The 20,739-nt window shown below is 50.8% G+C and carries 24 protein-coding genes; 17 read left to right on the forward strand and 7 right to left on the reverse strand.

The window, feature by feature from the left end; all coding sequences use genetic code 11:
* Positions 1 to 85: 85 nt before the first annotated feature.
* Positions 86 to 319 carry a thioredoxin domain-containing protein gene (locus Q3O12_RS08540; RefSeq protein WP_107862541.1) on the forward strand — a complete coding sequence of 78 codons (234 nt, stop codon included), beginning with the start codon at positions 86 to 88 and terminating at the stop codon, positions 317 to 319.
* Between the two features lie 40 nt (positions 320 to 359).
* A complete protein-coding gene (locus Q3O12_RS08545) occupies positions 360 to 593 on the forward strand; it encodes a glutaredoxin family protein (protein ID WP_025456684.1) in 234 nt (77 codons plus the stop codon).
* A 375-nt stretch (positions 594 to 968) separates the two neighbouring features.
* Here the strand turns inward: Q3O12_RS08545 and rfbD are convergent, their stop codons facing one another.
* Positions 969 to 1,832 carry a dTDP-4-dehydrorhamnose reductase gene (gene rfbD / locus Q3O12_RS08550; RefSeq protein ID WP_301670085.1) on the reverse strand — a complete coding sequence of 288 codons (864 nt, stop codon included), beginning with the start codon at positions 1,830 to 1,832 and terminating at the stop codon, positions 969 to 971.
* Positions 1,833 to 2,037: 205 nt separating this feature from the next.
* On the opposite strand from rfbD, the gene Q3O12_RS08555 reads away from it, so the two are divergent.
* Positions 2,038 to 2,901 carry a phosphoribosylaminoimidazolesuccinocarboxamide synthase gene (locus tag Q3O12_RS08555; RefSeq protein ID WP_301670086.1) on the forward strand — a complete coding sequence of 288 codons (864 nt, stop codon included), beginning with the start codon at positions 2,038 to 2,040 and terminating at the stop codon, positions 2,899 to 2,901.
* Positions 2,902 to 3,134: 233 nt separating this feature from the next.
* Positions 3,135 to 5,258, forward strand: coding sequence for a polyribonucleotide nucleotidyltransferase (gene pnp / locus Q3O12_RS08560; protein WP_301670087.1), 2,124 nt, complete (start codon positions 3,135 to 3,137; stop codon positions 5,256 to 5,258).
* A gap of 73 nt (positions 5,259 to 5,331) precedes the next feature.
* Here the strand turns inward: pnp and Q3O12_RS08565 are convergent, their stop codons facing one another.
* The 3 genes from Q3O12_RS08565 to Q3O12_RS08575 all read right to left on the reverse strand — a co-directional run bounded on the left by Q3O12_RS08565 (position 5,332) and on the right by Q3O12_RS08575 (position 6,789).
* Entirely contained in the window at positions 5,332 to 6,000 is a 669-nt protein-coding gene (locus Q3O12_RS08565) for a sulfite exporter TauE/SafE family protein (RefSeq protein ID WP_250314134.1), read from the reverse strand.
* Positions 5,997 to 6,311, reverse strand: coding sequence for a hypothetical protein (locus Q3O12_RS08570; RefSeq protein WP_301670088.1), 315 nt, complete (start codon positions 6,309 to 6,311; stop codon positions 5,997 to 5,999). The genes Q3O12_RS08565 and Q3O12_RS08570 overlap by 4 nt, the downstream gene beginning before the upstream one ends.
* A gap of 190 nt (positions 6,312 to 6,501) precedes the next feature.
* Positions 6,502 to 6,789 carry a barstar family protein gene (locus tag Q3O12_RS08575; protein ID WP_301670089.1) on the reverse strand — a complete coding sequence of 96 codons (288 nt, stop codon included), beginning with the start codon at positions 6,787 to 6,789 and terminating at the stop codon, positions 6,502 to 6,504.
* A gap of 114 nt (positions 6,790 to 6,903) precedes the next feature.
* On the opposite strand from Q3O12_RS08575, the gene dapF reads away from it, so the two are divergent.
* The 5 genes from dapF (at position 6,904) to Q3O12_RS08600 (ending at position 11,047) form a co-directional block, all read left to right on the forward strand.
* On the forward strand, positions 6,904 to 7,755 hold the full coding sequence (dapF, locus tag Q3O12_RS08580; RefSeq protein ID WP_301670090.1) for a diaminopimelate epimerase: 852 nt from the start codon (positions 6,904 to 6,906) through the stop codon (positions 7,753 to 7,755).
* The gene (locus tag Q3O12_RS08585; protein WP_301670091.1) at positions 7,752 to 8,357 is read left to right on the forward strand and encodes a hypothetical protein; all 606 of its coding nucleotides are present in this window, start codon (positions 7,752 to 7,754) and stop codon (positions 8,355 to 8,357) included. Before dapF ends, Q3O12_RS08585 begins: the two co-directional genes overlap by 4 nt.
* A 195-nt stretch (positions 8,358 to 8,552) precedes the next feature.
* Positions 8,553 to 9,485 (forward strand): cysteine synthase A, encoded by a 933-nt coding sequence (gene cysK / locus Q3O12_RS08590; RefSeq protein WP_301670092.1) that lies wholly within the window; start codon positions 8,553 to 8,555, stop codon positions 9,483 to 9,485.
* A 461-nt stretch (positions 9,486 to 9,946) separates the two neighbouring features.
* Positions 9,947 to 10,852 (forward strand): DMT family transporter, encoded by a 906-nt coding sequence (locus Q3O12_RS08595; protein ID WP_301670093.1) that lies wholly within the window; start codon positions 9,947 to 9,949, stop codon positions 10,850 to 10,852.
* A 45-nt stretch (positions 10,853 to 10,897) separates the two neighbouring features.
* Positions 10,898 to 11,047, forward strand: a complete 150-nt coding sequence (locus Q3O12_RS08600) for a hypothetical protein (protein WP_003708054.1) — start codon at positions 10,898 to 10,900, stop codon at positions 11,045 to 11,047.
* 218 nt (positions 11,048 to 11,265) lie between these two features.
* On the opposite strand, the gene lepB is transcribed toward Q3O12_RS08600, so the two are convergent.
* The 3 genes from lepB to Q3O12_RS08615 all read right to left on the reverse strand — a co-directional run bounded on the left by lepB (position 11,266) and on the right by Q3O12_RS08615 (position 15,066).
* A complete protein-coding gene (lepB, locus tag Q3O12_RS08605) occupies positions 11,266 to 12,285 on the reverse strand; it encodes a signal peptidase I (RefSeq protein ID WP_301670094.1) in 1,020 nt (339 codons plus the stop codon).
* 144 nt (positions 12,286 to 12,429) lie between these two features.
* The gene (gene lepA, locus Q3O12_RS08610; protein ID WP_301670095.1) at positions 12,430 to 14,223 is read right to left on the reverse strand and encodes a translation elongation factor 4; all 1,794 of its coding nucleotides are present in this window, start codon (positions 14,221 to 14,223) and stop codon (positions 12,430 to 12,432) included.
* A gap of 141 nt (positions 14,224 to 14,364) precedes the next feature.
* Positions 14,365 to 15,066 carry a 5'-methylthioadenosine/adenosylhomocysteine nucleosidase gene (locus Q3O12_RS08615; RefSeq protein ID WP_301670096.1) on the reverse strand — a complete coding sequence of 234 codons (702 nt, stop codon included), beginning with the start codon at positions 15,064 to 15,066 and terminating at the stop codon, positions 14,365 to 14,367.
* 165 nt (positions 15,067 to 15,231) lie between these two features.
* Between Q3O12_RS08615 and Q3O12_RS08620 the strand changes: the two genes are divergently transcribed.
* The 8 genes from Q3O12_RS08620 to Q3O12_RS08655 all read left to right on the forward strand — a co-directional run bounded on the left by Q3O12_RS08620 (position 15,232) and on the right by Q3O12_RS08655 (position 20,732).
* Complete coding sequence (locus tag Q3O12_RS08620) at positions 15,232 to 16,362, forward strand: PilT/PilU family type 4a pilus ATPase (RefSeq protein ID WP_050155682.1); 1,131 nt, start codon at positions 15,232 to 15,234, stop codon at positions 16,360 to 16,362.
* Positions 16,363 to 16,396: 34 nt separating this feature from the next.
* Positions 16,397 to 17,374, forward strand: a complete 978-nt coding sequence (locus Q3O12_RS08625; protein WP_301670097.1) for a DNA polymerase III subunit delta' — start codon at positions 16,397 to 16,399, stop codon at positions 17,372 to 17,374.
* A gap of 3 nt (positions 17,375 to 17,377) precedes the next feature.
* Entirely contained in the window at positions 17,378 to 17,728 is a 351-nt protein-coding gene (locus Q3O12_RS08630; RefSeq protein ID WP_301670098.1) for a PilZ domain-containing protein, read from the forward strand.
* Positions 17,729 to 17,732: 4 nt separating this feature from the next.
* A complete protein-coding gene (locus Q3O12_RS08635) occupies positions 17,733 to 18,512 on the forward strand; it encodes a TatD family hydrolase (RefSeq protein ID WP_301670099.1) in 780 nt (259 codons plus the stop codon).
* Between the two features lie 243 nt (positions 18,513 to 18,755).
* Entirely contained in the window at positions 18,756 to 19,067 is a 312-nt protein-coding gene (grxD, locus tag Q3O12_RS08640; RefSeq protein ID WP_002241342.1) for a Grx4 family monothiol glutaredoxin, read from the forward strand.
* Between the two features lie 105 nt (positions 19,068 to 19,172).
* On the forward strand, positions 19,173 to 19,799 hold the full coding sequence (gene upp / locus Q3O12_RS08645; RefSeq protein ID WP_002242442.1) for a uracil phosphoribosyltransferase: 627 nt from the start codon (positions 19,173 to 19,175) through the stop codon (positions 19,797 to 19,799).
* A gap of 22 nt (positions 19,800 to 19,821) precedes the next feature.
* Positions 19,822 to 20,139, forward strand: a complete 318-nt coding sequence (locus tag Q3O12_RS08650; RefSeq protein WP_115177688.1) for a DUF2322 family protein — start codon at positions 19,822 to 19,824, stop codon at positions 20,137 to 20,139.
* Positions 20,140 to 20,309: 170 nt separating this feature from the next.
* On the forward strand, positions 20,310 to 20,732 hold the full coding sequence (locus Q3O12_RS08655) for a protein Gly1ORF1 (RefSeq protein ID WP_373323077.1): 423 nt from the start codon (positions 20,310 to 20,312) through the stop codon (positions 20,730 to 20,732).
* Positions 20,733 to 20,739 lie beyond the last annotated feature (7 nt).

Here is a 20,739-nt window from a genome sequence, read left to right on the forward strand (position 1 = left end):
ATAATAGTTCCTATTTTACTTGGGATAATTGCATTAATATTAAAAATATTAAAAATTAATTAATCTTAAAGCTAGGAAACCGGCTATGGACATACTATCCATAAACAATCAAAACTCAACGATATCACTAACTCAAGATGAAGTTTTTGTTTTACGGGCTATCTTGAGTGAGATATATGCAGGTGTATGCGTAGATGCAAGGGAATTTGAAATAATCCATGGCGTTGAAAGAGATGAAGTAGATGATTTGAAGAAATATTTTATTGAAATTTATGAAAAAATGACCACTTGTCAACCCACCCCTGAGCCCCTGGTCTGAAGGCTTGGGATTGTGGAAGCAGAACGGTAAGGAAATGCTGATGAAACTAACCTTGATGTTTCGCGAATATTGCAGTTTATGCCACAAGATGCGAGACGAACTTAAACCTTTCCAGGATGAATACGGTTTCGGGCTGGATGTGCTTGATGTGGATGATGATCCCGTCTTGGAAGAGAAATACAATGAGCTGGTGCCTGTTTTGTTGGCGGGTGATAAAGAAATTTGCCATTGGTATTTGGATGAAAAAAAGTTGAGGCAGGTTCTCGAATCGTAAAAATGCCGTCTGAAGCAGGACTTCAGACGGCATTTTTAGATTGAATCAACGGTTCTCGCTTTTTTGCGGAACAGAGGACTTGCCGTTAAAGGCAGTACGTTTGAATGCTTGGTAAATTGCCAGTCTTCTTCGATGTTGCATATTAACCCTTTCTTTATTTTATTTGTCGGTTGGGAGAGAATCTAATCTATTGGTTTACTCAATGAGAGAAGTAAGATTAATTGTGAGATGTTATTGGTTGGCAATCATAGCATGTTTCGAAGAAAGTGTAGGCATGATTGTGTAAAGATGATAAGCGTTTGTGTAATCATCGGATTTTATAATAAAACCGCCAAGTCTGAGCTTGGCGGCGGAAACGGTATGAATGAGAGGGGGTTAAAGCAGTTTTAAAACAACTTGTGAAAGGGCTTTTTGCCAGTCTGACGGTTTGATGCCGAAGCCGCTTTCGATTTTGCGGCAGTCCAAAATGCTGTACGGCGGTCTGGAAGCGGCATCCGGATACTCTTCATCCGATACGGCATTCAGTTCGGGAACGGGAAAAGAGGCATCTTGCTGCGATGCCGTCTGAAAGATGTGCCGGGCAAATTCGTACCAAGAAGCGGATTGCTTGCCGGCATAGTGGTAAATGCCGCGCACGGGCGACGTTTGCTGAAAAAGGCGGATGATGGCGGCAGCCAGGTCGCCGGCGTAGGTCGGGCAGCCGGTTTGGTTGTGTACGGCGGACAGCGGAGAACGTTCCCGCGCAAGGTTCAGCATGGTGCGGACAAAGTTGTCCCCGTATTCGCTAAACAGCCAAGAAGTCCGCAGGATAAGGCTGTCGGGATTGGCGGACAGTGCGAGAAGTTCGCCGGCGGCCTTGGATTTCCCATATATATTGAGCGGGTTGGTAAAGTCGCTTTCCAAGTAAGGTTTTTTGCTTTGGCCGTCAAAGACATAGTCGGTCGAAATGTGGACGAATCGGGCGTGGGCGCGGTGCGCCGCCGAAGCGAGGTTGTACACGGCGGAAGCATTGACGGCAAATGCCGCCGCCGCATCGCCTTCTGCTTTATCGACGGCGGTGTAGGCGGCGGTATTCACAACGGCATCAGGCTGGAAATTCTTTATCATATTGAAGACGGCATCGGCATCGGTAATGTTTAAAGATGCGGAATCCGTCGCGATGGTTTCCCAGCTTTCCGGAATGCGGTCGCGCAGGCAGCGGGCAAGTTGGCTTTTTGAGCCGGTCAGTAGAATCCTCATAAGGCAATTTCCTTGATAAAAATGTATTGTAAGGTTTGTTGCCGATATTATAGTGCCAAAATTTTGCCGGTGTCCGATGCGCCGGTATTTTGTGTTAAGAGTATTGTTTTATACCGACTTCGGCTAAAATAGCGCGATTCGGTTCCGATTCCGATTGTCGAGTGTCGTTTCGGTATTTTTTAAGGCATTTTCAGGGTGATGTGAAATGAGTGTAACCGGCTTGGTAAAAATTTATTCCGGCAAAGTCCGCGATTTGTACGAAATTGACGATAAACGTATGCTGATGGTCGCTTCCGACCGCTTGTCCGCGTTTGATGTGATTTTGGACGACCCGATTCCGGGTAAGGGCGAAATCCTGACGCAGATTTCCAATTTTTGGTTTAAAAAACTGGCACACATTATGCCTAACCACTTTACCGGTCAGACGGTTTACGATGTTTTGCCCGAAGGCGAGGCCAAAGTTTTAGAAAAACGCGCTGTCGTGGCTAAAAAGCTCACTCCGGTGAAAGTTGAGGCGATTGTGCGCGGCTATCTGGCAGGCAGCGGTTGGAAGGATTATCAGAAAACCGGCTCGGTTTGCGGTATTCGGCTGCCTGAAGGTATGCGGGAAGCGCAACAACTGCCCGAAGTGATTTTTACGCCCTCAACTAAAGCCGCAGTCGGCGATCACGATGAAAACATCAGCTTTGAAGAATGCGGACGCATTATCGGCAAAGAGCTGGCGGCGGAAGTGCGCGCCAAGGCGGTTCGGCTTTACACCGAAGCGGCGGAATATGCCAAATCGCGCGGCATCATCATTTGCGATACCAAATTTGAATTCGGTTTGGATGAAAACGGTACGCTGACGCTGATGGATGAGGTATTGACTCCTGATTCAAGCCGTTTTTGGCCGGCGGATCAATATAAAGTCGGCACTAATCCGCCGTCTTTTGACAAACAGTTCGTCCGCGACTGGCTGGAGCAAAGCGGTTGGAACAAAAAAGCGCCTGCGCCTAAAGTGCCTGCCGATGTGATTCAAAAAACTGTCGAGAAGTATCGGGAAGCATTGACTTTGCTGACTCAGGATTGATTTTTAAGTTTGAAGGCCGTCTGAAAGAAATATGGTTCAGACGGCCTTTTTATTGTATCAATACTGGATTTTAAGGATGGTTGCCTTTATAATCCGCAATTGCTTTCAGCGTCCGAAATGCCGTCTGAAAGCTTGTTTACAACCTGCCGCACGGTCTGAAACCCTAACTATGCACATTCGGATTTTAGTGTGCATTATTAGTGTTTTAGCAGTGCGGTATTTTGAAAGGAACAATGATGTTCAATAAACACGTTAAGACCTTCCAATACGGTAATCAGACCGTTACCTTGGAAACCGGCGAAATTGCCCGCCAAGCCGCCGCTGCCGTTAAAGTATCTATGGGCGACACCGTGGTTTTGGTTGCCGTTACCACCAACAAAGAGGTCAAAGAAGGTCAGGACTTTTTTCCGTTGACCGTTGATTATTTGGAACGCACTTACGCCGCAGGTAAAATCCCCGGCGGTTTCTTCAAACGCGAAGGCAAACAAAGCGAAAAAGAAATCCTGACCAGCCGTCTGATCGACCGTCCGATCCGTCCGCTGTTCCCCGAAGGTTTCTACCACGACATCCAAATCGTAGCGATGGTCGTGTCCGTCGATCCTGAAATCGATTCCGACATTCCTGCAATGTTGGGCGCGTCTGCCGCGCTGGTGTTGAGCGGCGTACCGTTTGCCGGCCCGATCGGCGCGGCACGCGTGGGTTATGTAAACGGCGTGTACGTTTTGAACCCGACTAAAGCCGAGTTGGCGAAATCGCAATTGGACTTGGTGGTCGCCGGTACTTCAAAAGCCGTGTTGATGGTGGAATCCGAAGCCAAAATCCTGCCTGAAGACGTGATGTTGGGCGCGGTGGTTTACGGCCACGATCAAATGCAGGCGGCGATTAACGCCATCAATGAGTTTGCCGACGAAGTCAATCCGGAAGTTTGGGATTGGAAAGCACCTGAAACCAATGAGGAACTGGTTGCCAAAGTACGCGGGATTGCCGGCGAAACCATTAAAGAAGCGTTCAAAATCCGTCAGAAACAGGCGCGTTCCGCAAAATTGGACGAAGCTTGGAATGCGGTAAAAGAAGCCTTGCTTACCGAAGAAACCGACACGCTGGCAGCCAACGAAATCAAAGGCATTTTCAAACACTTGGAAGCCGATGTCGTCCGCAGCCAAATTTTGGACGGCCAACCGCGCATCGACGGCCGCGACACCCGCACCGTTCGTCCGTTGAACATTCAAACCGGTGTCTTGCCACGCACGCACGGTTCTGCACTGTTTACCCGTGGCGAAACCCAAGCTTTGGCGGTTGCAACTTTGGGTACTTCGCGCGACGAGCAAATCATTGACGCGCTGTCCGGCGAATACACCGACCGCTTCATGCTGCACTACAACTTCCCGCCGTACTCTACCGGCGAAGTGGGTCGCGTAGGTGCGCCGAAACGCCGTGAAATCGGCCACGGCCGTTTGGCTAAACGTGCGTTGTTGGCCGTATTGCCGAAACCTGAAGATTTCAGCTACACCATGCGCGTGGTTTCCGAAATTACCGAATCCAACGGCTCTTCCTCTATGGCTTCCGTCTGCGGCGGCTGCCTGAGCCTGCTGTCTGCCGGCGTGCCTTTGAAAGCACACGTTGCCGGTATCGCGATGGGTCTGATTTTGGAGGGCAATAAGTTTGCCGTCCTGACTGATATCTTGGGCGACGAAGACCACTTGGGCGATATGGACTTTAAAGTGGCCGGTACGACCGAAGGCGTAACCGCGCTGCAAATGGACATCAAAATCCAAGGCATTACCAAAGAGATTATGCAAATCGCTTTGGCGCAGGCCAAAGAAGCGCGTCTGCACATCTTGGATCAGATGAAAGCCGCCGTTGCAGGCCCGCAAGAGCTGTCCGCACACGCGCCACGCTTGTTCACGATGAAAATCAACCAAGACAAAATCCGCGAAGTTATCGGTAAAGGCGGCGAAACCATCCGTTCGATTACCGCTGAAACCGGTACGGAAATCAATATTGCCGAAGACGGTACGATTACCATTGCCGCGACCACTCAAGAAGCCGGAGATGCGGCGAAAAAACGCATCGAGCAGATTACTGCCGAAGTGGAAGTGGGCAAAGTGTATGAAGGCACTGTGGTGAAAATCCTCGACAACAACGTCGGCGCGATTGTCAGCGTGATGCCGGGCAAAGACGGTTTGGTACACATCAGCCAAATCGCCCACGAGCGCGTACGCAATGTCAGCGATTACCTGCAAGTCGGTCAGGTGGTGAACGTGAAAGCATTGGAAGTAGACGATCGCGGCCGCGTACGCCTGTCTATCAAAGCTTTGCTTGAAGCTCCTGCACGCGAAGAAAATGCCGCTGAGTAATGCTTAGGGATGAAAATGCCGTCTGAACAGGTTTCAGACGGCATTTTTTACGGGTATTGGGAATGAATGGGGCTTACAGCCACAGGACGGCAAGCTTCCACAATGCCCATAATGATACGGATAATCCCGTACACAGGCGGATATATCGGTTTTGCATGATTTTTTTCAGTTGCAGGGAAAAAATGCCGATTGCTAAAAGATTGGGCAGCGTACCCAGTGCAAAGGCAAGCATATATAACCCGCCCGTTGTCGCACTACCGCTTCCCAGCGCGTAAAGTGATGCGCTGTAAACCAGTCCGCACGGTAGCCAACCCCATAATATTCCGACCGCAAGGCAGGCCGGTATGGATTTTATGGGTAACAGCCGGTTGAGTATCGGGTTCAGGTTCCGCCATATCGGTTTGCCGATTTTCTCGATTTTTGCCGCCAAGGAAGAAATACCGCTCAAGTATAAGCCTAAAAAGAGCAGTAGGAGGTTGGCGGCTGTGTATAAAATATTCTGCAGGACACGGGTTTGGTCGAGTGAAACGCCGACCTGTCCGATTAATCCGAGCATCAGACCGATTGCCGTATAGCTGCTTATCCGTCCTGTGTTGAGCAGCAGGATCAGCCAAAAACGGTTGATATGCGGGGGGAGTTGGAGCGCAAACGCGCTGCTTAATCCGCCGCACATGCCGATGCAGTGCGTTCCTCCGAAGAAACCGAGCAGGAACAGGGTTAGGAAAGTGATGTCGTGGTTCATGGACGGCTCATGGTCAGATGTTTGTCGAGGAAAACGGATAATTTCCGGCAGTCCGACCAATAGGGTTTGGCGAGGGCATGCCCCGTGCTGTTAAAGTCTTGAATAAGGATGCGGTTTGTGTCATGAATTTCGACAGTCCTGTAAAATCCGCCCTTTACTGCGCTGTCGGCTGGTTTGCCGTGTGCGTCAAAATACAGGATTGTGCGGTTTTGAAGATGCGCGCAATTTGAAACGGCCGGGTTTGCCGGTATGTTTCGGGTGCAGGCAGCAAGGATTGCACAAGGGAAAAGTAACAGTAATATGCGGAACATGGTGTTTATTGTAATGGGTAACAAACAGTATAATGCTTATTTTAATCTCCCGACGGCGGGAGATGGAAGCATTTCCCTTCGGCACGGGGATTTCGGAATTCGGAAGCAATAGACGATACGGGATTTCGGAACAATCTTAATTGGCTTCGGTGAGTTTTAAACCTGTGTACGTAATGTAATTAGGGTTTGCTTACTCTAAAATATAATTAAATTTTTCTTCGAATCCATAATCCTCATCTTGTTTCTTAACTCTTTCTAGAACTTTTACTATTTCAATAAATATACTTTTTAATTGATTTTTTGAGAACATAGCATCTTTCCATACCAAAGTAATCGGTCGTTCTACATTTGTGCTCAATAAATCCCACAAAGCATCAAGATTGTTCCCATAATAATCTTGTATAGAAAATATTTTTGAAATTTGATTATGAAAATCTTGTTCCGTATAAATTTTACTACCGATAATCTCTAATTGCATAAGTTATACTCCTATTTCCAAGTTCCAATTTGTGTTGCAGAGATATAATAATCAGTTGTTATATATAGCAATCCATCGTTAGAATATAACAATCTAGTACCAGTCTGGTTCGATATGAAAACTTTGAAATTTACCAAAATGCACGGTTTGGGCAACGATTTTATGGTGATTGACGCGGTCAGTCAGGATTTTACCCCCGAGGACGCGCCGATTGCGGAATGGGCGGACCGCTTCCGGGGCGTGGGCTTCGACCAGCTTTTGGTGGTCGGGCGTTCGGAAACCGAAGGCGTGGATTTCCGTTACCGTATTTTCAATGCCGACGGCGGCGAGGTCGGGCAATGCGGCAACGGGGCGCGTTGTTTTGCCCGTTTTGTTGCAGACAAGGGTTTGACCGATAAGAAAGAAATTTGTGTTGAAACGGCCAAGGGCATTATTTTTCCGAAATTGTCCGATAACGGCATGGTTACGGTCAATATGGGCAAACCGAAGTTCATGCCGTCTGAAATACCGTTTGTTCCCGTATCGGACGAGGGGGATGATGCCTGTATTTACGGGGTGCATCTCGAATCCGGCATTCAGCCGGTCAGCTGCGTCAATATGGGCAATCCCCATGCGGTGATTGTAGTGGATGACGTGGAATGCGCGCCGGTGCGCGAAACCGGTTCGTGTATCGAAGCGCACAGGCAGTTTCCCGAACGCGTCAACGTCGGCTTTATGCAGATTGTCGGTCGGACGGCAATCCGTTTGCGCGTGTTCGAGCGCGGCGTGGGCGAAACCCAAGCGTGCGGCACGGGCGCGTGTGCGGCTGTGGTGGCGGGTATCCGTCTGGGGCTGTTGGATGAAGGGAAAACGGTAGAGGTGGTTTTGCCGGGCGGGACTTTATATATCGAATGGGCCTGCGGCGGCGATGTGATGATGACCGGCCCTGCGGAAACGGTGTTTGAAGGCGAGTTGGCGTATTCATGATTTTGCTGCATTTGGATTTTTTGTCTGCCTTACTGTATGCGGCGGTTTTTCTGTTCCTGATATTCCGCGCCGGGATGTTGCAATGGTTTTGGGCGAGTATTGCGCTGTGGCTCGGTATATCGGTTTTGGGGGCGAAGCTGATGCCCGGCATATGGGGAATGACCCGCGCCGCGCCTTTGTTCATCCCCCATTTTTACCTGACTTTGGGCAGCATATTTTTTTTCATCGGGCATTGGAACCGGAAAACGGATGGAAACGGATGGCAGGCAGACCACGAACATCCGCTGCTCGGGCTGTTTGCCGTCAGTAATGTATCGATGACGCTTGCTTTTGTCGGAATATGTGCGTTGGTGCATTATTGCTTTTCGGGAACGGTTCAAGTGTTTGTGTTTGCGGCACTGCTCAAACTTTATGCGCTGAAGCCGGTTTATTGGTTCGTGTTGCAGTTTGTGCTGATGGCGGTTGCCTATGTCCACCGCTGCGGTATAGACCGGCAGCCGCCATCAACGTTCGGCGGTTCGCAGCTGCGACTCGGCGTGTTGGCGGCGATGTTGATGCAGGTTGCGGTAACGGCGATGCTGCTTGCCGAAATCGGCAGATGATTGTGATGCCGTCTGTATCGGAACAAAAAGTTATAAAGAAAGAAATTTTGGGTATTGGTTTTTTAGGCGGCATAGGTTTAGGATGAAGCCATATCCGAAATTTGTTTATGGTTCGGCGCAAATCCCCTGCAATCGGACAGGATGCCGATGGGGATTGTGCCTTACTGTCGAAACCTTATTATTCAGGAGCAGAAGATGAAAATTGCAAACAGCATCACCGAACTGATCGGCAACACGCCTTTGGTCAAACTGAACCGTCTGACCGAAGGTTTGAAGGCAGAGGTTGCCGTGAAACTGGAATTTTTCAATCCGGGCAGTAGCGTCAAAGACCGCATTGCCGAAGCAATGATCGAGGCCGCCGAGAAAGCGGGCAAAATCAACAAAAACACCGTGATTGTCGAGGCAACCAGCGGCAATACGGGTATCGGTTTGGCGATGGTATGTGCGGCACGCGGCTACAAACTGGCGATTACCATGCCGGAAAGCATGAGCAAAGAGCGCAAAATGCTGTTGCGCGCGTTTGGTGCGGAACTGATTCTGACCCCTGCCGCCGAAGGTATGGGCGGCGCGATTGCGAAGGCGCAATCCTTGGTGGATGCACATCCCGACACTTATTTTATGCCACGCCAGTTCGACAATGAGGCAAACCCCGAAGTCCACCGCAAAACGACAGGCGAGGAAATTTGGAACGATACTGACGGAAAAGTCGATATCTTTGTCGCCGGTGTCGGCACGGGCGGTACGATTACCGGTGTGGGCGAAGTATTGAAAAAATACAAACCCGAAGTCAAAGTGGTTGCCGTCGAGCCTGAGGCTTCCCCCGTATTGAGCGGCGGCGAAAAAGGTCCGCACCCGATTCAAGGCATCGGCGCAGGCTTTATTCCGACCGTTTTGAATACCAAAATCTACGACAGTATTGCCAAAGTGCCGAACGAAGCCGCTTTTGAAACCGCCCGCGCAATGGCGGAAAAAGAAGGCATTTTGGTGGGTATTTCTTCCGGTGCGGCGGTTTGGAGCGCGTTGCAGCTTGCCAAACAGCCTGAAAACGAAGGCAAGCTGATAGTCGTGCTGCTGCCTTCTTATGGCGAACGCTATCTCTCTACGCCACTTTTTGCAGATTTGGCATAATGCTTTAATCGGATTGTCGAAACATTCAGACGCATTTTTCGGTATCGGTGTAACGCCGTGCCGGAAAATGCGTTTTTGCATATATGCCGAAAACGCCGGTTGTGTTTTAATCAGGTGTTGGTGCCGCCGCATTGTTTGAGGGAAATATTTTTTATAGTGGATTAACAAAAATCAGGACAAGGCAACGAAGCCGCAGACAGTACAAATAGTACGGAACCGATTCACTTGGTGCTTCAGCACCTTAGAGAATCGTTCTCTTTGAGCTAAGGCGAGGCAACGCCGTACTGGTTTTTGTTAATCCACTATATTCGGGTTTTATTTGGCAGGACGGTTTTTTGCCCCAACGGAAAATAGCCGGACTGCCCGTAAAGTCAGCCGTTTGTCCGGCGCAGCCGGGGTTTTGGGCTTCAGACGGCATATTTTCGGAATGGCGGCATTCTTGCCGTCGGCGTGGCAGCCGTATGGGGAAGGGAGGGGATATTGTGGTCGGTAACGGAAAAAAATATGCCGCACCATTGCTGGTGCTGGGTTGCGTGGTGTTCGGTCTGGGCAGCCTGATTGTCAGATCCGTCCCCATCGGCCCATATGCGATCGCATTTTGGCGGTTGCTGATTTCGGTGTTCGTATTTTGGTTTTTGGCACGGTTTTTCGGGCAAAAATTCCCAAAAAACAGGAAAACCGTCTGCTATGCCCTGACGGCGGGCGTGTTTCTTGCTTTCGATTTGGCGTTGTGGCATGAAAGCATACACGCGGTCGGGCCGGGTATTTCCACCCTGCTCAACAGCCTGCAAATCTTTTTCTTGTCGGCAATCGGTGTTTTCTTTTTTAACGAATGTTTGAGCGGGCTGAAAAAGGCGGGCTTAATATCGGCAGTTGCTGGCGTGGCGATGATTGCCGGTGCGGAATTCGGCTACAACGGTAATGCGGTTTGGGGATTCGTCAGCGGTTTGGTGTCCGGGCTGATGCTCGCCCTGTCGATGGTGTTCGTCCGCAAGATTCATGAAGTCGAGCCGGTGGCACTTTTCCCTTCAATGATGATTTTGAGTTTGGGCGGCGCGGTATCGCTGGTTGTTCCGGCATTGCTGATGGACGGCGGCGCGCTTTATCCGACGACTTGGAAAGATGCTGGTTTGGTGCTTGTGTACGGCGTAGTGATGCAGTGCTTCGCGTGGGCGATGGTTGCCTATGCGATTCCGCTGCTTTCGCTGTCGCTGACGGGGCTGCTGCTTTTGTCCGAACCGGTTGCCGCCCTGTTCATCGATTATTTCGGGTTGGGCAAACCGATTGAAGGCGTGCAGTGGGCAGGGGTGGCGCTGACGCTTTCGGCAATTTACCTCGGTTCGCTGAAACAGCAGTCCGAGCCTTGACTCCGTCCGGCATCAGATTTTCTGCCGTGGCAAACCTGCGTACGATTGAACTGGCAGGCAGTCAAAACCGGCAAGACCAAACACGCCGGCAACGGCGCGGAGCGGAAAATGCCGTCTGAAGCCCTTTCAGACGGCATCGGGGCGGGCAGAATCAAAAAAGCCGCCTCCGCTGGAATGGCAATGCAACTAAAATAATGTCCGTATTTCCATATGCCGCCCACACCGTCAGTCGGACGAAATGCCCTTTATTCAATGGGATGGGTTTCCACACAAACGGAAATATAGTGGATTAAATTTAATCCACTATATTATCCCCGAGGCTGCCGGCAGGGAAACAAGGCGTTTGATGATAAAAATGCCGTCTGAAACAGGGTTCGGACGGCATTTTTGATGTTCCGGCGTAATTTTCCGGCCTAACGGATTGCCGTACCGGCCCTGCCGAAATCGCCGAAGTTCATCAAAATGAACATTGCCTTGCCGACAACCAGCTTGTCATCCACAAATCCCCAGTAGCGAGAATCGGCACTGTTGTCGCGGTTGTCGCCCATAGCGAAATAGCGTCCTTCGGGAACTTTGCACACGAAACCGCTGCCGTCGTCGGCATATTGGCAGTGTTCCAAACCGCTTTGCTCTATGGAATAGCCGTTTTCAGACATAATATCGGAGGTATATTTGCCCAATACGGGCAGGGAAACGGCAGGCTGTCCTTCTTTTTTCAGAATATTGAAGGATTTGCCGTCCAAACCGCTGCGGAACATATCCGTGTTGTGGATTTCGGATGGGTCGGTGTCGTCGTGATAACGGTATGTGCCGTCAGGAATGTCGGAAGCCGGTTTTCCGTTTACCGTCAAAATCTTATCCCGATATTCGACCACATCGCCCGGAATGCCGACAATACGCTTGATGTAGGTCATCTCCGGCTGCAGAGGATAATTAAAAACAACGACATCGCCCCGTTCGATTTTGCCTGTGGGGATAAATACATTGTTTAAAACGGGTACGCGCAAGCCGTAGGAAAATTTGCCGACCAAAATGAAATCGCCCTTGATTAGGCCTGGGCGCATGGAGCTGGATGGAATTTGGAACGGTTCGGCAATAAACGACCGGATGAGAAACAATACCAAAACGGTAGGGAAGAAACTGCCGAAATAATCGCCGAAGTGGCTGCTTTCCGAGATTTCGGGATGAGTCTTCAGGCGGTATTTGTATACCCCCCAAGCCGTACCGCACAATACAACGAAAATCAGGAAAACGGCGGTAAAGCTCATAAACAGGGACAAAGCGGCAAACACGCCGACCGCCGTCAGGATATAGGCGTATTCAAGGCTGGAACTCCATTCACCGTTTTCCTGCCGCTTCTTGTCGCTTTTGAAATAAAGGATGATGCCGGCAAGCAGCGCGGCAGCCGCGCCCGACATTAGCATTGTGTTCATTGTTGTTCCTTAATGCTTAAAAACCCGCCTGTCCGTGCAACCGTTTTAAGGCGGCAAATTGCAAAATTTGTTTGCGGGCGCGTGCCCCTGAAATCAGGACGGTTTGAGGGGTGTTCCCGACGCGCCGCCCTATGTGCCGAAATATTATTTGTCGCTCACCTGCAAAATCGCCAAGAACGCGCTTTGCGGAATTTCCACGTTGCCCACTTGTTTCATACGGCGTTTGCCTGCTTTTTGTTTTTCAAGCAGTTTTTTCTTACGCGTAATATCGCCGCCGTAACATTTCGCCAAGACGTTTTTACGCAGTGCTTTAACGTTTTCGCGGGCGATAATCTGGCTGCCGATGGCGGCTTGGACGGCAATGTCGAACATTTGGCGCGGAATCAGTTCGCGCATTTTCGATGCCAGTTCGCGGCCTCGGTGAACCGAGCTTTGACGGTGCACAATCAGGCCCAGCGCATCGACTTTTTCTCCGTTGACCATAATGTCGAGCTTAATCAAATCAGACGGTTGGAACTCTTTGAAATGGTAGTCCAACGAAGCATAACCGCGCGAAGTGGATTTGAGTTTGTCGAAAAAGTCCATGACGACTTCGTTCATCGGCAAATCATAAGTCAGCATCACTTGGCGGCCCATGTACTGCATATTGACCTGCACGCCGCGCTTTTGGTTACACAAAGTCATGACGTTGCCGACATATTCCTGCGGCACAAGAATAGTCGCGGTAATAATCGGCTCGAGTATGGTTTCGATGCTGCCGATGTCGGGCAGTTTGGACGGATTTTCAACTTCGATTTTCTCGCCGTTTTTCAACACGACTTCGTAAACCACCGTCGGCGCGGTGGTAATCAAATCCATGTCGAACTCGCGCTCCAAGCGTTCCTGCACGATTTCCAAATGCAGAAGGCCCAAGAAACCGCAGCGGAAGCCGAAGCCCAATGCCTGAGAAACTTCAGGCTCGAATTTCAACGAAGCATCGTTAAGCTGCAATTTTTCCAAAGCGTCGCGCAAGGCTTCGTAGTCGTGGCTTTCCACGGGGTAAAGACCCGCGAATACTTGGCTTTGTACCTCTTGGAAACCGGGCAGCGGCTCAGAGGCGGGGTTGGCAACCAAAGTAACTGTGTCGCCGACTTTTGCCTGTCCCAATTCTTTCACACCGGTAATCAAAAAGCCCACTTCGCCGGCTTTTAGTTCTTGTTTCTGAACGGATTTCGGTGTGAATACGCCCAACTGTTCGACCTGCGTTTCAGCTTTGGTGCTCATAAAGCGCACTTTGTCTTTCAGCTTGATGGTGCCGTTTTTCACACGGATCAGCATGACCACGCCGACGTAGTTGTCAAACCATGAATCAACGATAACGGCTTGCAGCGGCGCGTTTTCATCGCCAGTCGGCGCAGGGATTTTGGCAACAATTTCTTCCAAAACGTCTTCCACGCCGATGCCGCTTTTGGCTGAACACTGCACCGCGCCGACGGCATCGATGCCGATGATGTCTTCAATTTCCTGCTCCACGCGCTCGGGGTCGGCGGCGGGTAGGTCTATTTTGTTCAAAACAGGCACGACTTCCACGCCCAAATCAATCGCGGTATAGCAGTTCGCCACGGTTTGCGCTTCGACACCTTGAGATGCGTCAACCACCAAAAGCGCGCCTTCGCAGGCGGACAGCGAACGGGAGACTTCGTAAGAGAAGTCGACGTGTCCCGGCGTGTCAATCAGGTTGAGTTGATACACCTGCCCGTCGCGTGCTTTGTAGTTGAGCGCGGCGGTTTGCGCTTTGATGGTGATGCCGCGCTCTTTTTCGATGTCCATGGAATCGAGCACCTGCGTACTCATTTCGCGCAAATCCAAGCCGCCGCAATATTGGATAAAACGGTCGGCAAGCGTCGATTTGCCGTGGTCGATGTGGGCGATAATGGAGAAATTTCGGATATTTTTCATTGAGTTGTTTTTAATGCTGAACGGTAGGTTTTAGAAATGCCGTCTGAACAAACAGCGGTACGTCCGAATATCGGACGCAACGTGGAAATAGCCCGATATTCTAACGGAAAACCGCTGTTTTGGCATGATTTGATAAAGGTTTTATAAAGATTTGACAATCTCTGCCACCATTTTTGCGGAACTTGCCGCCGCCGTTTTCAAAAATTCGTCAAAGCTGATGTCTGCTTTTTCATCCGCCGAATCGGAAACCGCGCGGATGATGACGAACGGCGTGTCGAGCCGGTGGCAGGTTTGGGCGATTGCCGCCGCTTCCATTTCCACCGCCTTGACTTCGGGGAAGTGCTTGCGGATTTCCGCCACGCCTTCGCTGCTGTGGACAAAGCGGTCGCCGCTGACAATCAGCCCTTGTTCTACCGCCGCGCCTTCAAACGTCCGCGCCGCCCGTTTTGCCGCCTCAATCAAAATGCCGTCTGAAGCAAACCTTGCCGGCAGTTGCGGCACTTGCCCCCAAGCATAGCCGAACGCCGTTACATCGACATCGTGGTGCGCGGTTTCCGTGCCGACAACCACGTCGCCGACTTTCAAACCCTTGCCCAAGCCGCCCGCGCTGCCGGTGTTGATGACGCAGTCCGGTGCGAACTGATGGATAAGCCAGGCCGTTGCAACTGCCGCGTTGACCTTGCCGATGCCGCTTAAGGCAAGCACGGTGCGCCTGCCCGACAAATGCCCTTCGTAGGCGGTAAATTGACCGAAAGACAAGGTTTTTACATTGTCTGCCGCCTCGCGCAAAAGCTCGATTTCTTGTTCCATCGCGCCGATAACGGCCACTGTTTTCAAAGACATATTGCTGACCTGCTGTGAGTTTCGGATAAGTGCCGGATTATACACGTTAAAGGGGCGGGGTTGGGCGGGGCAGAACGTCAATGCCGTCTGAAACCGGTTCAGACGGCACGGCGGGGTTTTGGTAGAATGGGAAGATACAGATTGTTTGAAGATTGGGGGACGAGGATGTTTACCGATGAAAATATGACTGCAAAGGAAGAACTGTTCGCCTGGCTGCGCCATATGAACAAAAACAAAGGTTCCGACCTGTTTGTGACGACCCATTTCCCGCCCGCGATGAAGCTGGACGGCAAAATCACCCGCATCACGGACGAGCCGCTGACGGCGGAAAAATGTATGGAAATCGCCTTTTCGATTATGAGTGCGAAGCAGGCGGAAGAATTTTCATCGACCAACGAGTGCAACTTCGCCATCAGCCTGCCGGACACCAGCCGCTTCCGCGTCAATGCGATGATACAGCGCGGCGCGACGGCGTTGGTATTCCGCGCGATTACCAGCAAGATTCCCAAGTTTGAAAGCCTCAACCTGCCGCCGGTCTTGAAGGATGTCGCGCTGAAAAAACGCGGGCTGGTGATTTTTGTCGGCGGCACCGGCTCGGGCAAATCGACTTCGCTTGCCTCGCTTATCGATTACCGCAATGAAAATTCGTTCGGACACATCATCACCATCGAAGACCCGATCGAGTTTGTCCACGAACACAAAAACTGCATCATCACCCAGCGCGAGGTCGGCGTGGATACGGAAAACTGGATGGCGGCGTTGAAAAACACGCTGCGTCAGGCGCCGGATGTGATTCTGATCGGCGAAATCCGCGACCGCGAAACAATGGACTACGCCATTGCCTTTGCCGAAACGGGGCATTTGTGTATGGCGACGCTGCACGCCAACAGCACCAACCAGGCGCTCGACCGCATCATCAACTTCTTCCCCGAGGAGCGGCGCGAGCAGTTATTGACGGATTTGTCGCTCAACCTTCAGGCATTTATTTCGCAACGCCTCGTTCCGCGAGACGGCGGCAAGGGCAGGGTGGCGGCAGTCGAGGTGCTGCTCAATTCGCCCCTGATTTCGGAGTTGATTCACAACGGCAACATCCATGAAATCAAAGAAGTGATGAAAAAATCCACTACCCTGGGTATGCAGACCTTCGACCAACACCTTTACCAATTGTATGAAAAAGGCGAGATTTCCTTGCAGGATGCCTTGAAAAATGCCGATTCCGCACACGATTTGCGTTTGGCGGTGCAGTTGCGCAGCCGCCGCGCGCAAAGTTCCGACCCCGATTTGGAACTGCTCTGATGAACGGCATGGATTTCCGGACGGATGGTTTGAAATGATTTATCCGTGGCATAATGAGCAATGGCGGCAGATTGCGGAACATTGGGAGCGTCGTCCCAATGCATGGCTGTTCATTGGTAAAAAAGGTACGGGAAAGACTGCGTTTGCCCGCTTTGTGGCACAGAAGCTGTTATGCGAAAACCCTGTGCCGGGGGGCGGACCTTGCGGGGTATGCGCGTCCTGCCATTTGTTCGAACAGGGAGGCCATCCTGATTTTTATGAGATAACCCCCTTGTCGGATGAGCCGGAAAACGGGCGCAAACTGTTGCAGATTAAAATCGATGCCATCAGGAAAATTATCGACAACGTGTATCTGACTTCGGTACGGGGCGGTTTGCGCGTGGTTCTGATTTATCCTGCGGAAAGTATGAATGTCCAGGCCGCCAACAGTCTGTTGAAAGTGTTGGAAGAACCGCCGCCCCAAGTGGTCTTTTTGCTGGTCAGCCACGCGGCGGACAAGGTTTTACCGACCATTAAAAGCCGCTGCCGGAAAATGGTTTTGCCTGCGCCTTCGCATGCGGAAGCATTGGCGTATCTGCGCGACAGGGGTGTTGCGGAACCGGAAGACCGCCTAGCTTTCCATTCCGGCGCGCCGCTGTTTCAGGAGGAAGGCGAGCTTCGGGAATTGAGGGCAAAGCTGCTGGAGATATTGGCAGAGCCAAGATTGTTGAAGATTTTGGATTACGCCGCGCTTTTCGATAAGGAAAAACTGCCGCTCGCCGTATTTGTCGGGTGGATGCAGAAGTGGCTGGTCGATTTGGGATTGTGCCTGCAACACATGAAACCCGTCTATTATCCCGCTTATGAAGACAGGCTGCTTCAGACGGCATCCGGTTTCCGTCCGCGCAATGTATTTGCGGCGGAGGATATGCTCAAACAGCTTGCCCCTTACGGGTTTCATACTTTAAATGTCAAAATGCAGATCGAGCATCTGCTCATCAATTATTTGGAATTGAAGAAAGAGAACGGGTGAATTATGTCAGACGGACAAAATATTCCGGCAAAAATGATGTCGTTGCAGCTGAAAGACATGAATCTGCTGTACAGCTCCTATATGCCGTTTTTGGAACACGGCGGTCTGTTTGTGCAGACCGACGACGTATTTTCCATCGGGGAAGACATCCTGCTTGCCGCAGAAATCCTTAACCTTCCCAAGCTTTTCCTGCCGACCAAAGTTGCCTGGATTAATCCGGCGCGCACCTCGTCAAAGCCCAAAGGGGTGGGGTTGGCGTTTACGACACATGAAAACTGTTTGAAAGTCAAAGACCAAATCGAAGCCGAATTGGGCAGCGTGCTTGGCAGCAATAGGCCTACATTTACCATGTAACACCATGCATATTATCGATTCACACTGCCACCTCAATTTTGAGGGTTTGAAAGAACGCCTGCCCGAAGTTTTGTCCAATATGGAAGAAAACGGAGTGGGGCAGGCGCTTGCCATCAGCGTCAGCAGGCAAAGTTTTGCCGAAGTATCCGCTATCGCCGAAGTTTATGAGCATATTTACTGCACAATAGGCGTACATCCCGACAGTAAGGAAGCCGAAGAATTTTCCATTGCGGAAATGGTTGCCGCAGCTGCTTCGCCGAAAGTGGTCGGCATAGGCGAGACGGGTTTGGATTATTACTGGTGCAAAGGCGATTTGTCTTGGCAGCACAAACGCTTTGCAGACCACATCGAAGCCGCCAATCAAACCGGACTGCCCGTTATCGTCCATACGCGCGATGCGGCGGCGGATACCTTGTCTATCCTGAAAGAATGCCGGGTTAATTCGGGCGTTATCCACTGTTTTTCCGAAGACATCGGTTTTGCCCGAGCGGCAATGGATTTGGGGCTTTACATTTCTTTCTCAGGAATCGTTACCTTTAAAAACGCACCCTTGGTTCAGGAGGCGGCGAAATACGTTCCGGACGACCGCATTTTGGTGGAAACCGATGCGCCGTTCCTCGCACCCGTTCCCAAACGCGGCAGGCAGAACGAGCCGGCTTTTGTGCGCCATACCGCCGAACATATTGCCAAATTGCGGAATCAAACATTGGAGCAGGTTGCGGCATATACGACGGAAAACTTTTACCGGCTGTTTAAAAAAGTGCCCGATATGCGGACGTGCTGACAAATGTCAACGCCGTGCTTCGGCAAGCCGCACGATGTGTTTTTAAAAGTTGCGGCGGAAAGGACGGGGGAAACGGATTCGGCGGGAAATATTCTTTGCGGCGGTTATTTGAAGGAAACGGGCGTTTTCCTTTTTCCCTTGAAACGTGCGCGGAATAGGGCGGATGTTGTGGGAAGTTTCCGCTTTTGCGTATAATGCGCCCTACCTGACAAATTTTGTCGACTTTATCAAAAGGAATAAGCGATGGCTTCCATCCACGACCAAATCAAAGAAGTAGTAACGACACACCGCGTCGTATTGTTTATGAAAGGCACGAAGCAGTTTCCGCAATGCGGTTTCTCTTCCCGCGCCGTGCAAATCCTGAACGCGGCAGGCTGTACCGATTACGTTACCGTCAACGTATTGGAAAATCCCGAAGTACGTCAAGGTATTAAAGAATACAGCGACTGGCCGACCATCCCCCAGCTTTATGTGAACGGCGAGTTTGTCGGCGGTTCGGACATTCTGGCGGAGATGTATGAGGCAGGCGAGCTGCAGGATCTGCTCAAAGCCTGATCCGGCAGGCAATGCCGTCTGAACGTGTTTCAGACGGCATTTTCTTTTCCGGCAAATCAAAAAAAAGTATAATGGTGCGTCTCAAAATCACACTGGAACACCGCGATGAACGTTAACGTTATCAACCATCCGCTCGTCCGCCACAAATTAACCCTGATGAGGGAGGCGGATTGCAGCACCTACAAATTCCGGACGCTTGCCACCGAGCTGGCGCGCCTGATGGCATACGAGGCAAGCCGTGATTTTGAAATCGAAAAATACCTTATCGACGGATGGTGCGGTCAGATTGAAGGCGACCGCATCAAAGGCAAAACCCTGACCGTCGTTCCTATCCTGCGTGCCGGTTTGGGTATGCTTGACGGCGTGCTTGACCTGATTCCGACTGCCAAAATCAGCGTGGTCGGACTGCAGCGCGACGAGGAAACATTGAAACCCGTTTCCTATTTTGAGAAATTTGTGGACAGTATGGACGAGCGTCCGGCTTTGATTATCGATCCTATGCTGGCGACGGGCGGTTCGATGGTGGCAACTATCGACCTGTTGAAAGAAAAAGGCTGCCGCAACATCAAAGCCTTAGTCTTGGTTGCCGCCCCTGAGGGTGTGAAGGCTGTTAATGACGCGCACCCTGACGTTACGATTTACACCGCCGCGCTCGACAGCCACTTGAACGAGAACGGCTACATCATCCCCGGCTTGGGCGATGCGGGCGACAAGATTTTCGGCACTCGCTAACTGACTGATTTTTGGAGCTGATATGAATTTCCAAGACTATCTCGCCACATTCCCGCCCATCGATCATTTGACCGGTTTGGACGTTCGGGATGCCGACGGCAAAACGGTTCACCACATTCCCGCCGTTCAGGGCAAGCTCGGTTCGCTCAAACTGTACAATGCCTTGGCGGAACGTTTTGGCGGAAAATTGGATAAAGAAGCGGCAGAGCAAGGTTTGATATGGTTTGCCGAACACGTTGCCGACGCGCGCGCCCATCCCGGCAAGCATCCGAACATCGACCTGCTGGAAAATGTCGTGCAAAGCGGCGAAACCTTGTTGCTGAAACCTGTCTCCGCCTGATGCGGAATAAAGGGAATGCCGTCTGAAAAGCGTTTTCAGACGGCATTCCCTTAAAGTGGAATAATGATTTCAAGCCAAAGGGAAGCGGTTTCAACACCTCGGGCAAGAATAAGGTATGCACGGTTTGGTTTGTGAAAGATTAAATCCTTATAAGACATCGGGTGATTCCAATGAAAAGAACCTTGATTTTGATTTTTTCAGGAATGATTGGCACGGCAGGTATTGCCCAAGCAGGTTCGGTATTTTCCTGTAAGACGGACAACAACAAATATATAGAAGTTCAAAAAATCAACCGCAATCTTTACGAATATTCGTTCGGCAGTGCGGCAAAAAAAGAAATTGCCATACGCAACAGCAAAGTTGACCTGTTGGGGCGTTCCGACAGGTGGCAAGGCATAGGTAGAGGACGCTGGGCAACGATGAAATTCCAAAACGGCGAATTTATGTACACCGTATGGACAGACTTCGATTCCGTGATTCATACGGAAAGCAGCGGTGTCGTTGTGGAGCGTAGGGGCAAGGAAGTCGCACGGGTCGGCTGTACACCGAAAACCGCGCAGGCGAATTTCAACGATGCTGATTTTTCCTGGTAATCGGGGC

The organism is Neisseria benedictiae (assembly GCF_958267435.1).
GTDB lineage: Bacteria > Pseudomonadota > Gammaproteobacteria > Burkholderiales > Neisseriaceae > Neisseria > Neisseria bergeri.

What these genes read in the sequence shown, in the direction of transcription:
- Q3O12_RS08570 (WP_301670088.1), bottom strand. Translation starts at nt 6,311, where the DNA reads ATGTTCCGCATATTACTGTTACTTTTCCCTTGTGCAATCCTTGCTGCC.
- Q3O12_RS08575 (WP_301670089.1), bottom strand. Translation starts at nt 6,789, where the DNA reads ATGCAATTAGAGATTATCGGTAGTAAAATTTATACGGAACAAGATTTT.
- Q3O12_RS08545 (WP_025456684.1), top strand. Translation starts at nt 360, where the DNA reads ATGAAACTAACCTTGATGTTTCGCGAATATTGCAGTTTATGCCACAAG.
- Q3O12_RS08615 (WP_301670096.1), bottom strand. Translation starts at nt 15,066, where the DNA reads ATGTCTTTGAAAACAGTGGCCGTTATCGGCGCGATGGAACAAGAAATC.
- Q3O12_RS08595 (WP_301670093.1), top strand. Translation starts at nt 9,947, where the DNA reads ATGGGGAAGGGAGGGGATATTGTGGTCGGTAACGGAAAAAAATATGCC.
- rfbD (WP_301670085.1), bottom strand. Translation starts at nt 1,832, where the DNA reads ATGAGGATTCTACTGACCGGCTCAAAAAGCCAACTTGCCCGCTGCCTG.
- Q3O12_RS08565 (WP_250314134.1), bottom strand. Translation starts at nt 6,000, where the DNA reads ATGAACCACGACATCACTTTCCTAACCCTGTTCCTGCTCGGTTTCTTC.
- pnp (WP_301670087.1), top strand. Translation starts at nt 3,135, where the DNA reads ATGATGTTCAATAAACACGTTAAGACCTTCCAATACGGTAATCAGACC.
- Q3O12_RS08655 (WP_373323077.1), top strand. Translation starts at nt 20,310, where the DNA reads ATGAAAAGAACCTTGATTTTGATTTTTTCAGGAATGATTGGCACGGCA.
- grxD (WP_002241342.1), top strand. Translation starts at nt 18,756, where the DNA reads ATGGCTTCCATCCACGACCAAATCAAAGAAGTAGTAACGACACACCGC.
- cysK (WP_301670092.1), top strand. Translation starts at nt 8,553, where the DNA reads ATGAAAATTGCAAACAGCATCACCGAACTGATCGGCAACACGCCTTTG.
- Q3O12_RS08630 (WP_301670098.1), top strand. Translation starts at nt 17,378, where the DNA reads ATGTCAGACGGACAAAATATTCCGGCAAAAATGATGTCGTTGCAGCTG.
- dapF (WP_301670090.1), top strand. Translation starts at nt 6,904, where the DNA reads ATGAAAACTTTGAAATTTACCAAAATGCACGGTTTGGGCAACGATTTT.
- upp (WP_002242442.1), top strand. Translation starts at nt 19,173, where the DNA reads ATGAACGTTAACGTTATCAACCATCCGCTCGTCCGCCACAAATTAACC.
- Q3O12_RS08555 (WP_301670086.1), top strand. Translation starts at nt 2,038, where the DNA reads ATGAGTGTAACCGGCTTGGTAAAAATTTATTCCGGCAAAGTCCGCGAT.
- Q3O12_RS08650 (WP_115177688.1), top strand. Translation starts at nt 19,822, where the DNA reads ATGAATTTCCAAGACTATCTCGCCACATTCCCGCCCATCGATCATTTG.
- lepB (WP_301670094.1), bottom strand. Translation starts at nt 12,285, where the DNA reads ATGAACACAATGCTAATGTCGGGCGCGGCTGCCGCGCTGCTTGCCGGC.
- Q3O12_RS08585 (WP_301670091.1), top strand. Translation starts at nt 7,752, where the DNA reads ATGATTTTGCTGCATTTGGATTTTTTGTCTGCCTTACTGTATGCGGCG.
- Q3O12_RS08540 (WP_107862541.1), top strand. Translation starts at nt 86, where the DNA reads ATGGACATACTATCCATAAACAATCAAAACTCAACGATATCACTAACT.
- lepA (WP_301670095.1), bottom strand. Translation starts at nt 14,223, where the DNA reads ATGAAAAATATCCGAAATTTCTCCATTATCGCCCACATCGACCACGGC.
- Q3O12_RS08620 (WP_050155682.1), top strand. Translation starts at nt 15,232, where the DNA reads ATGTTTACCGATGAAAATATGACTGCAAAGGAAGAACTGTTCGCCTGG.
- Q3O12_RS08635 (WP_301670099.1), top strand. Translation starts at nt 17,733, where the DNA reads ATGCATATTATCGATTCACACTGCCACCTCAATTTTGAGGGTTTGAAA.
- Q3O12_RS08625 (WP_301670097.1), top strand. Translation starts at nt 16,397, where the DNA reads ATGATTTATCCGTGGCATAATGAGCAATGGCGGCAGATTGCGGAACAT.